Raw genomic sequence first — 9,096 nt, forward strand, 5'->3', positions numbered from 1 at the left:
AGCATGCCTATGAGTGAAGAGAGACAGACTGTGCCCCTCAAGAGAAATCCCATCGTGTCGTCAGAACACCTGTCCCACAAAGCGCAAGAGCTTTCGGAGTTCGAGTTTGGACTAATTATCTCCAGCAATGCGTTCAACCGCTGGATGGTGCGCTGCATGACGGCTACGGGGTATCCTGAGCTTGGGGCGCTTGATGTTTTAGTGCTTCATAGTGTCAATCATCGGGCACGGGCAAAACGGCAGGGAGATATCTGCCTGGTTCTCAACGTTGAAGATACGCATACAGTGGCCTATGCATTGCGTAAGCTCTCAAAGTTAGGATTGGTAGTAGGTGAAAAACACGGTAAAGAAACGCTGTTTAGTACTACAGAGCAGGGGCATGATGCGTGTAATCGCTATGCCGAAATTCGGGAGTCGTGCCTCATTGAGTCACTTGACTCAATGGGTATTGAACGCAGCGAAATCAGCCGTTTAGCCAGCATTTTGCGAGCTATGTCAGGTTTGTATGACCAAGCCGCTAGGGCAGCTGCTTCGCTGTAAAAGCTATTGCTGTCGTTATGTAATGCCACGATTATCCCCTCATTTTGAGAGAGCTTCAAAAGTAGCACTTAGGCCATCATGAGCAGCTTTTGTTGAGGTGTGGCTCCTTCGAGTCCCATGTTGGGTTGTTTGTGATTGCAGTGCCAGAGCCAGCGAGTAGCATAATCTGGCACTTCCTTGGTGCTGTCGAACAAATACTGTGCCTTTCACTGATTCTGCTGTTGGCAATCGCCTTGATGCATATCTTCCCTGAGATTGCGCTGTACCTGCCGCAGGCGATGAATCGTTAACGAGAGGGAAGATCACGCCCGTATACGGCAATACCGCCCCGACCAGCGCGTTTGATGGTATACATGCTCTGGTCGGCGGCGTCGATGATCTCTCGTTCGTTATCGAACTCGCCATCGTCGAGGCACGCGATGCCGATCGAGACAGAAATGTACAGAGACTCATGGCCCACCTGAACCATGGGGGACGCCTGCAAACGTTGAGCTATCCGTTCGGCAAAGTGTTCGGCTGTCCTGGCCGTTTCGTCGGGGAGGAGGACCAGGAACTCTTCACCGCCATAGCGGCCCGCCAGGTCACCCGCCCGAGTCAAGGCAGACAGCGTACTGCCGAACTGGGCAAGCACCTGATCTCCTGCCTGGTGACCGTAGCGGTCATTCAGCACCTTGAAGTGATCCAGGTCGATGAATACGACCGAAAGCGTGCGTTGTTGGGCACGGCATAGCGCGAAGCGCTCACGCAGTTGTTCTTCCAGCCAAGCGCGGTTGGCAAGTTGAGTCAGTGGATCGATGCGGCTGCGCTGCTCGAGCTGAGTGTAATCGTTGAGTAGCGCTTCACTGCTTTTTTGCTGTGCTTCCAAACGGGTACTGAGCATCAGCGTGTGCTCGAACAAGCGCTGCTGAGCTTGCTCGATCAACGAGAAACTATCCACGGCCAAGGCCAGCGGAATGCCTAGCGATTGAGACAGCGGCGGCAACGTTTGCTGTAGGTAGGTGAGCAGTGTATCAAGGGCCAACGGCTCAGGTAGCTTCATCAGGTTTGACTGGCGTATCAGCAGCGCCAACGCCTGAGAGGGGTCGGGGGATAGCCAGGCATCGGCGACCAGGCCCGACAAACGGATGCACAGATCCGCCAGGTTGTCGGTATCCAGCGGACCATGGCTTTCATACACGCTACGCGCCAGTGTCTCGTGTGCACCCCACTTCAACAGTAGCCATGCACCCACCAGCGCGTGATCACAACCAAACAGACGCTGCTCGGCTTGCGTGACCTGTTGGTGCGACACGTCTTCATGGCCATAGAGAGGCTCCGCATCTGCCGGAAAGGCTTTCTGCAAGGCAAGCATGCCAAGGTCCTGCAACAGAGCGGCCGTGAACACCCGTCCTGCCTGTTCAGGGCAGTGCTTTTGGGCGAAGTAGCTGGCCGTAACGGCCGCCGTAAAGGCGCGCTGCCAATAAAGGCGTTGGCTAGGCGTACCGTTGTGCTGTTCAAACAGCTTGAAGCTGAGCACCGTGGCCAGGGTGGCATCGGTGCCTAGCCGTTGGGTCGCTTCGAAACAGGTCAAGGGCGGTTGGCTGGCGCGCAGGTAGTGCACGCTGTTGGCCACGCTCAGCACTCTGGCCGTCAGGGCAGGGTCGTGTTCTATGGTCGTGGCATAGTCCATCAGGGTCGCTTCAGCCGTGCTGGCAACTTCCAGGACACGCATGGCAACGGCAGGCAGTGACGGAAGCCCCTGACACTTCTGCAGTGTGCTCCCCAGGGTAGGGGGGAGCTGACTGGCAAGCTCATGGTAGAACGCGTCACTGATGGCGGCTGAGCCCGTCATGTGATCTCCTCGTACGCCGAACAGCGGAGTGGGCGACTTATCGTATAGGGAAAGCTATTGTTTACCATAGTGTACGCCGCACCGATATGACGGTGGTACAGCTTATATCCCTAAGACCCTGGTTTATGCTGCAAATGTCACTGTGTTTTTTTACCTGAATTCAGGTTAAAAAGAGTCAAAGCCGAGCTGCTTAAAAATGACACAAGCGAGTGCCGTGATGCACACCAGACAAGAAGCAGCAGAGATGTTTCGCCAACTGGCAGAGGGGCTTGGGCATAGCCATCGGCCCTCCTTCTTCGACGCGCTGGTGGAACAGCTGGCGCGCCTGCTGGCAGTGGAGCATGCCCTGATTGCTGTGATCCGAGAGCCTAATATAGCGGAAACCTTGTCCGTGTGGTCAAGCGGCGCGCTCGCAGGCAATATCCGTTACTCGTTGACGGGGACACCCTGCGAAACCGTCGTGGGCCACCAACCCTGTCTCTACCCCTGCAACGTGCAGGCGCTTTTTCCAGAGGATGAGCTGCTGGTACAGTTGGGCGCCGAGAGCTACATGGGCTTGCCGCTCTTTGCTGCCGATGGCGCGGCCATAGGCATCATGGCGGTATTGAGCAATCGGCCACGGGCATTCGATGGGCTCGAGAACGAAATCCTGCGTATTGCGGCAGCCCAGGCGGGGGCTGAGCTGGGCCGCCGCCAGGCCGAAAGCGCCTTGCAGGCAAGCGAGCTGGCAGCCAAAGAGAGCGAGCGGCGTCTGGATACCCTGCTCAATCACCTGCCCGGCATGGCGTATCGGTGCCAAAACGACCGTGACTGGACCATGCTGCTGGCGAGCCAGGGCGCCACCGCTCTGACGGGATATCACCCGGATGAGCTAGTGGGGAGCCGTGTCATTAGCTTTGCTGAGCTGGTGCATCCAGATGACTTTCCGCTTCTGGTGGCTGCCTCGCAGAAAGCCATCGAAGAGCGTTGCCCTTTTCGGGTGACCTATCGGCTGCGGCATCGCGATGGCCGAGAACGCTGGGTCTGGGAGCAGGGCCAGGCCATTTATGCGCAGAGCGGCGAGCCGCTCTGCTTTGAAGGCTTCATCACCGATGTGACCGATCAGCAAGTGTCACAGCGGGTACAGCAAGCCGTGGTGGAGGTGGCGTCCACGGTGACCTCGCGGATCGGGGATGACTACTTCCTTGAGCTGATCACGACCCTGACGCGCCTGCTGGAGGCAGATGCAGGCTTGATTGCCCTGCTGGAGCCCCCTCTGCCTGGCGAAGGCTTGCCTGATGCAACCGATGCCATGCCGGTACGCACCGCCAGTCTGGTCAGTCTGGTCGTGGACGGCCAGGCCCAAGCGAGCGAGCACTTTGCCTTGCCTGGCACGCCCGCAGAACGAGTGGTCCTCGAACAGGAAAGTACCGAACTGCACGGCGCTGACTACTGGCTGCCGGGTAATGCCCTGAGGGCCGAGGCCTGGATCGGGAGGCGGCTGGATAATGCCCAGGGCGATGCCATTGGGGTCATGATGGTGTTCTACCGACAGCCGCTGTCCACCAATGCCTTCGCCACATCGGTACTGCAAATACTCTCGACCGGTGCGGCGGCCGAGCTGGAGCGGCGTCGAGATCATCGTCGCATTCACCAGTTGGCCTATATCGATACCATCACCGAGCTGCCCAATCGCGCCTATTTCATGGAGCTGTTGGCGACGCTGGGCGCCCAGGCCCAGCGCGAGCGTAAGTCGCTGACGCTAGTGCTGCTGGACCTGCGTCGCTTCAAGGAGATCAATGACCTGCATGGCCATCAGGTGGGCGACGTATTGTTGGCCACGGTCGCCAAGCGCCTCCAGCACCTGCATGACCTGAGTGGCCACTGCGCGCGGCTCTCCAGCGATGAGTTCGCACTACTTCTGCCGCAGCATCAGGGAGTCGCACTGGAAGCCTTCATCAGGCAAGTGATCGAGGCCATCAGGCACCCGATTCATCTGGAGCACCGTGAGTTTCAGTTGGAGGCCAGCATCGGTTTCGCGCGCTACCCCAGTGACGTGGCCGCCCCCGCCGAGCTGTTCAACGCCGCCAGTATTGCGCTGCACGATGCCAAGCAGCGCGATACGGGCATATCTCCCTATACGCAGACCATGCGCCGCACGTTGGAGCGCCAGCAGTGGATGACCGAACGCCTGCACCGCGCCATCATCGAGCGTCGTCTGGAACTCTACTTTCAGCCGCAGGTAGACCTTGAGACCTATGCACTGACCGGTGCCGAAGTGCTATGCCGCTGGCATGACCCGGAGTGGGGCTGGGTCAGCCCCGGTGAGTTCATCCCCCTTGCCGAACAGCGTGGGTTGATACGCCTGCTGAGCGATTGGGTATTGGAAGCATCGGCGCGTCAATGGTCGGCTTGGCAGGCGTCGGGCACCCCCTTGCCTGGGCGGCTGTCGATCAACATGGCCGCCCAGCAGTTTGCCGACCCACGGCTGACCGAGCACGTCGCGCGGCTCACCCAAGGAGTGCCGCCGCAAGCGCTGGCCCTGGAGCTGACCGAAAGCGACTTCATGCGAGACCCGGACCAGGCGGTCATGATTACCCAGGCCATGCGTCAGGCGGGGTATGCGTTGTTGATCGATGACTTTGGCACCGGGTATTCGTCGCTCTCCTACTTGCGCCGATTCGAGGCGGATGCCTTGAAAATCGATATCTCTTTCGTGCGCGACATGCTGGACAACCCCCATGATCGTGCCATCGTGCAGACCATCATCGCCATGGCCAACGCGCTGGGCATGAAAACCCTGGCCGAGGGCGTCGAGCAACAGGCTCAAGCAGAACTGCTGGCCCAGCTGGGCTGCCACCAGGCACAAGGGTTCTGGTTTGGCAGGCCATTACCCGCTGCGGAGTTTGCGGCGACCTGGCTAAGCCGCTAGAACACGCGGCACGTCATCTTGCTGTCATCATCCATGGCATACCCTACGCGCGCCATACCGCGACGAGAGGAGTTTGCCATGCGCCTGGCCCTGTTCGACCTTGATGACACCCTCCTGGATGGAGACTGCAGCGACCGCTGGAATTTATGGATGATAGAGCAAGGCTGGGTCAGCGATGCCGAAGGGTTCATGGCCCGCGCGGAAGTGATGCAGCAGGCTTATCATGCGGGCAAGCTGAAACTGGAAGAGTACCTGGCGATGACGCTGGCGCCGTTGCGTGGCCGCCGGGTCGATGACGTTCAAAAAGAAGTCGAGCGCTTCGTGGCCACCCACCTGCAGCCACGCATCTTCGAGCAGGCATGGCGCTGTCTCGATGCGCACCGACAGGCGGGCGATACGCTGGTCTTGATCTCGGCGTCGGCCTGCCATCTGGTCGCGCCCATAGCGGCCATGCTGGGGATCGACCACGTGCTGGCGGTGGAGCTGGAGCAGGACCGCTTGCCAGGCAGCGCCGTGTACACCGGGCGCAGCGTGGGGGTGCTTTCCTACCGTGGCGGCAAGGTCACGCGGCTACAGCAGTGGCTGGCGGAGCAGGGCGTCGAGGCGTGCCATACCACGTTCTATTCCGATTCCCGTAACGACCTGCCGCTGCTGCAATATGTCGATTGTGCGATTGCCGTCAACCCGGACCCGGTGCTGGCGGAGGTGGCTGGCGTCGAAGGCTGGCGACGCTTAGACTGGCGGGCCGATACCGAGCAGAGTATTTAGCTTTGTGAACCGCCAACCCACCACGCATTTGCCAGCCCATGACGCACGACCTGCCTGATTACCGTTTCATCGAACACCCCGCTGATCCTGCCCTGGTGGCTTCCGTATGAGTTCCACCGCGCTCGCCCTGGTGCTGGTCTCGGTGTGCATGCACGCCGGGTGGAACGTGCTGGGCAAGCGCAACGCGCCCTCGCTTGGGGCGTTTGCGCTGGCCTATGGCGCTGGGGGGGTGGCGCTGTTGCCGCTGCTGGTGTTAGGCCCCTCCTTGACGGCGCTGCCCAGTGCCTTCTGGGGCTGGCTGGTGCTGTCCGGGTTTTGCCAGATGCTCTATATGGGAGGACTTGCCTGGGCCTATGCCCGGGGAGAGGTGAGCGTACTTTACCCCATTGCCCGTGCCTTGCCGGTGGTGATGGTGCCACTGGTATCGATTGCCTGGCTGGGCAATCGTGGCCTTGGCCTCTGGGATGGCGTCGGCATGCTGCTGATCATGCTAGGGGCGCTGGGCTTGCCGCTCAGCCGACCCGAGGCCCGCCGTCTTGCTTCGTATCTTTCCCCCGCCATGGGCTTTGCGCTGCTGGCGGCGGTGGGCACCGTGGGGTACTCGCTGATCGACAATCAGGCCCTGGGCGTCATGCAAGGCGCTGGCCATAGCAGCCTGACGGCAGGGGCGGTCTTCATGGTTCTGCAGGCATTGATGACGCTGCTGTGGGCGCTCCCGCTGTTGGCCGTGTTGCCAGCAGAGCGCCGCCGATTGCCTGCGCTGCGACAGCAGGGGCTGACGATGCTGGTGGCCACGGGCTTGATGATGACCTGCACCTATGGGCTGGTGCTCATGGCCATGGCGCTGACCGACGAGGTCAGCTACGTGGTGGCGCTGCGCCAGCTCTCGATTCCGGTTGGTGTACTGATGGGGGTGCTGTGGCTCAAGGAGCCTGCCTCCAGCGCCAAGACGCTGAGCACGCTGGTGATGCTGCTGGGGCTGTTGATCGTGGCGCTGTAATGCTTGCTGCTAGCGCAACGCCTGCCAGACCAGGTTGAGGCCCACCACGAACATGGCCATGATCACCAGACGATAAAACAGCTTTTCATTGACACGGCTCTGCAGCCAGAGGCCGTTGCGCACCCCGATCCAGGCAACCGGTACCAGCAGCAGCGAGGCCCAGGCGCTGGTCATGTTGACCTCGCCAAGCCAAACATAAGGGCCCAGCTTGATGCTGTTGACCACGGCATAGGTCACCGTACAGGTGGCAATGAACGTCTCCTTGGAGAGCTGGCGAGGCATGAGGTACATGTTCATGGGCGGTGCCCCCGCGTGGGCGATGAAACTGGTGAAGCCGCAAACGCTGGAGGCGGGCAGTGCCCAGCGGGTGGAAATGGGCTTCTTCGCCACGGGCTTGAGCAGCATGTAGGCCGCAAAGGCCACGGAGAGAATGCCCAGCACCAAACGCACGCCCTCTTCGCTGAGACTGCCAAACAGCAGCGTGCCGACGGTAACCCCGATGAACAGGCCCGGCACGAAACGCCATACCTCCGCGCGGGAGTGCTTGCCCCACCATGCCTTGACGGCAAAGGCATCCATGACCAGCAGCAGCGGCAGCAGCAGCCCCGCCGCCTGGGTAGGGCTGATCGCCAGGGCCATCAAGGGCACCGACAGCGTGCCGAACCCGCCTGCGAATCCGCCCTTGGACACCCCGGTCAAATAGACAGAAAAGATGATCAACAGCCAGGCGATGACGGAGTAATCAGGAAGCATGGGCGCCTCGAATGCTTGGGTCGGTGATATGAAAAGCCCCGCGAAAGCGGGGCAAAAGCATACCATTAGATAAAGGTTAGCGGGCGAAGGTGCTTCCTCAGACGTGCGTCAACCATTCATGATCGGGATCATTGTGAAACTTCCATACTCGCTTGGGCCCCGCCATGACGTTCAAGTAGTACAGTGAGTAGCCATGCGCTGCGCCCACGGGGTGATAGCCTCTGGGTACCAGCACGCAGCAGCCATTTTCTACGGCCATGGTTTCATCAAGGGATCTGTCATCCGTGTAAACGCGCTGGAAAGCAAACCCTTGCTCAGGGTTAATGCGGTGATAGTACGTCTCCTCCAGCAGCGACTCGTGAGGCAAGTCATCCTCATCGTGCTTATGGGGCGGATAGCTCGACCAATTGCCTGCTGGGGTAAATACTTCAACCACCAGCAGACTGTCTGCTGGCTCACCTTCCGGCAAAATATCGTGAATATGACGTGTATTGGTTCCTTTCCCGCGAGTACTCTTCTTGATGCTGTCGGGAGAGATCAGTCTTGGGTTGTGATTGCCGTACCCCGGCGCAGCGCATACCGCTAGCTCTAAATCCGTGGTCGCTTCTACCGTGTAACTTACATGGTCTGGCAGGTAAACCGCATAGGGTGGGACCTGCTCGAAGATATCCATGCGCTTGCCGATGTCTTCAAAGCGGTGCTCGCCGCAGGTGATTGTGGCGCGCCCGGTGAGTAGCACGAGGCAGATTTCCTGAGTATTGCTGCTGGCCTCCAGGCGCTGGCCCTTGACCAGTTTGTGCACCCGAAAGCCCACGTGCGCCCAGCCAGCGGAGGACGGGGTAACGTCAATCACCGTGCCTTGGGCATCTGGCGCAGTAGGGTGTACCAGTAGAGAAGCCATAGGTTGCTCCTTCTGATGGCTAGCTGCTTTATTGGCAGGTAGCCGGTGACGAAACGCAAGACATAAGCAGACTCGATAGAGCCTGCTTAAACGGAGGTATCAAGCTGAATTTTGCGGCCTTCGCGCAGTGATCGCTCTCCCCCTCTGTCAGGATTGATGTCGTGTCCCTTGTTACACTCTCTTAAACATTCAGGGGCGTTTGGAGATCTGTATGCCTCGCTATTCCGATGAGCGACGTCAGGCCGCTGTGGCCAAGCTGTTACCGCCTTATAACCAAAGCGTAGAAGAGGTCGCCCGGCAGGAGGGTATCTCGCCAGCCACTGTTTACAAGTGGCGCAAAGAAGCTCGTGCTGAGGGACGCTGCTTGCCCGATGCAAGTGACCAGGGTACGT

The 9,096-nt window shown here is 59.7% G+C and carries 8 protein-coding genes; 5 read left to right on the top strand and 3 right to left on the bottom strand.

What is annotated here, in order from left to right; genetic code table 11:
* Positions 1-9 precede the first annotated feature (9 nt).
* The gene (locus B7L71_RS03465; RefSeq protein WP_016915284.1) at positions 10-540 is read left to right on the top strand and encodes a winged helix DNA-binding protein; all 531 of its coding nucleotides are present in this window, start codon (positions 10-12) and stop codon (positions 538-540) included.
* A 286-nt stretch (positions 541-826) separates the two neighbouring features.
* Here the strand turns inward: B7L71_RS03465 and B7L71_RS03475 are convergent, their stop codons facing one another.
* Complete coding sequence (locus B7L71_RS03475; RefSeq protein WP_081136016.1) at positions 827-2,371, bottom strand: GGDEF domain-containing protein; 1,545 nt, start codon at positions 2,369-2,371, stop codon at positions 827-829.
* A gap of 217 nt (positions 2,372-2,588) precedes the next feature.
* Here B7L71_RS03475 and B7L71_RS03480 point away from each other — a divergent pair, with 217 nt between their 5' ends.
* The 3 genes from B7L71_RS03480 to B7L71_RS03490 all read left to right on the top strand — a co-directional run bounded on the left by B7L71_RS03480 (position 2,589) and on the right by B7L71_RS03490 (position 7,050).
* Positions 2,589-5,282 (top strand): bifunctional diguanylate cyclase/phosphodiesterase, encoded by a 2,694-nt coding sequence (locus tag B7L71_RS03480; RefSeq protein WP_170919428.1) that lies wholly within the window; start codon positions 2,589-2,591, stop codon positions 5,280-5,282.
* A 78-nt stretch (positions 5,283-5,360) separates the two neighbouring features.
* The gene (locus B7L71_RS03485; RefSeq protein WP_081136019.1) at positions 5,361-6,050 is read left to right on the top strand and encodes an HAD family hydrolase; all 690 of its coding nucleotides are present in this window, start codon (positions 5,361-5,363) and stop codon (positions 6,048-6,050) included.
* A 106-nt stretch (positions 6,051-6,156) separates the two neighbouring features.
* A complete protein-coding gene (locus B7L71_RS03490) occupies positions 6,157-7,050 on the top strand; it encodes an EamA family transporter (protein ID WP_081136021.1) in 894 nt (297 codons plus the stop codon).
* Positions 7,051-7,059: 9 nt separating this feature from the next.
* Here B7L71_RS03490 and B7L71_RS03495 read toward each other — a convergent pair whose 3' ends face one another.
* Together B7L71_RS03495 and iolB are read right to left on the bottom strand one after the other, a co-directional pair.
* Positions 7,060-7,803: a sulfite exporter TauE/SafE family protein gene (locus tag B7L71_RS03495; protein WP_081136022.1), complete on the bottom strand. Its 744-nt coding sequence runs from the start codon at positions 7,801-7,803 to the stop codon at positions 7,060-7,062.
* Positions 7,804-7,900: 97 nt separating this feature from the next.
* Entirely contained in the window at positions 7,901-8,704 is an 804-nt protein-coding gene (iolB, locus tag B7L71_RS03500) for a 5-deoxy-glucuronate isomerase (RefSeq protein ID WP_081136024.1), read from the bottom strand.
* A 211-nt stretch (positions 8,705-8,915) separates the two neighbouring features.
* On the opposite strand from iolB, the gene B7L71_RS03505 reads away from it, so the two are divergent.
* A partial coding sequence (locus B7L71_RS03505) for a transposase (protein ID WP_139790030.1) occupies positions 8,916-9,096 on the top strand: 181 nt, incomplete at its 3' end.

This window comes from Halomonas sp. BC2 (assembly GCF_002078115.1).
Taxonomy (GTDB): domain Bacteria; phylum Pseudomonadota; class Gammaproteobacteria; order Pseudomonadales; family Halomonadaceae; genus Vreelandella; species Vreelandella stevensii.

What these genes read in the sequence shown, in the direction of transcription:
- B7L71_RS03465 (WP_016915284.1), top strand. Translation starts at nt 10, where the DNA reads ATGAGTGAAGAGAGACAGACTGTGCCCCTCAAGAGAAATCCCATCGTG.
- B7L71_RS03475 (WP_081136016.1), bottom strand. Translation starts at nt 2,371, where the DNA reads ATGACGGGCTCAGCCGCCATCAGTGACGCGTTCTACCATGAGCTTGCC.
- B7L71_RS03480 (WP_170919428.1), top strand. Translation starts at nt 2,589, where the DNA reads ATGCACACCAGACAAGAAGCAGCAGAGATGTTTCGCCAACTGGCAGAG.
- B7L71_RS03485 (WP_081136019.1), top strand. Translation starts at nt 5,361, where the DNA reads ATGCGCCTGGCCCTGTTCGACCTTGATGACACCCTCCTGGATGGAGAC.
- B7L71_RS03490 (WP_081136021.1), top strand. Translation starts at nt 6,157, where the DNA reads ATGAGTTCCACCGCGCTCGCCCTGGTGCTGGTCTCGGTGTGCATGCAC.
- B7L71_RS03495 (WP_081136022.1), bottom strand. Translation starts at nt 7,803, where the DNA reads ATGCTTCCTGATTACTCCGTCATCGCCTGGCTGTTGATCATCTTTTCT.
- iolB (WP_081136024.1), bottom strand. Translation starts at nt 8,704, where the DNA reads ATGGCTTCTCTACTGGTACACCCTACTGCGCCAGATGCCCAAGGCACG.